Here is a 542-nt window from a genome sequence, read left to right as displayed (position 1 = left end):
GCCCGCTTTTGAAAAGATCTAATCCCGGCGACTTGTCCCATAGAATCTGGAAAGCGAAAGAAAGAGCATATAGAGAAATCCCGTTCGAAATAATTGCACCAAGCCATTGGATGGCCAAATCAATTGCCAGGAGCAAGTTGTTAGGTCGGGCAGTAAGGCACGTTGTGCCCAATACTCTTAACACCACTGTTTTTAAACCCTATGATAAGACATTGGCGAAACAAAGGGCTGGGCTTGCTGCAGATAAATATATTATGCTAAGCGGTTTTATGCCATCGAGAAAAGACCTTCATAAAGGAACTCCATATCTTTTGGAAGCTTTGAAAATCCTCGTTGACAGTAACAATATTGATTACAATCAGATGGAATTGGTGGTGTTTGGAAATAGAGATGAAAAGAACGTTCCTGATTTTCCGGTTACAACCACATTTTTGGGTACCGTGTCAGATGATGAACGTCTTGCCATTTTTTACAGTGCTGCAGACGTGTTTCTTACGCCTTCTCTAGAAGATAATCTCCCTAATACAGTAATGGAAAAGATC

General features: G+C 41.1%; 1 protein-coding gene. It reads left to right on the top strand.

The genetic code is table 11. The features are described 5' to 3' along the window. The coding region (locus tag ACNOHI_RS25480) for a glycosyltransferase (RefSeq protein WP_420477515.1) at positions 1-542 on the top strand (542 nt) is incomplete at both ends.

Source organism: Noviherbaspirillum sp. ST9 (assembly GCF_048799745.1).
GTDB lineage: Bacteria > Pseudomonadota > Gammaproteobacteria > Burkholderiales > Burkholderiaceae_D > Noviherbaspirillum.
The sequence above is the reverse complement of the archived record's forward strand: the minus strand, read 5'-3'. Positions and strand labels throughout refer to the sequence as shown.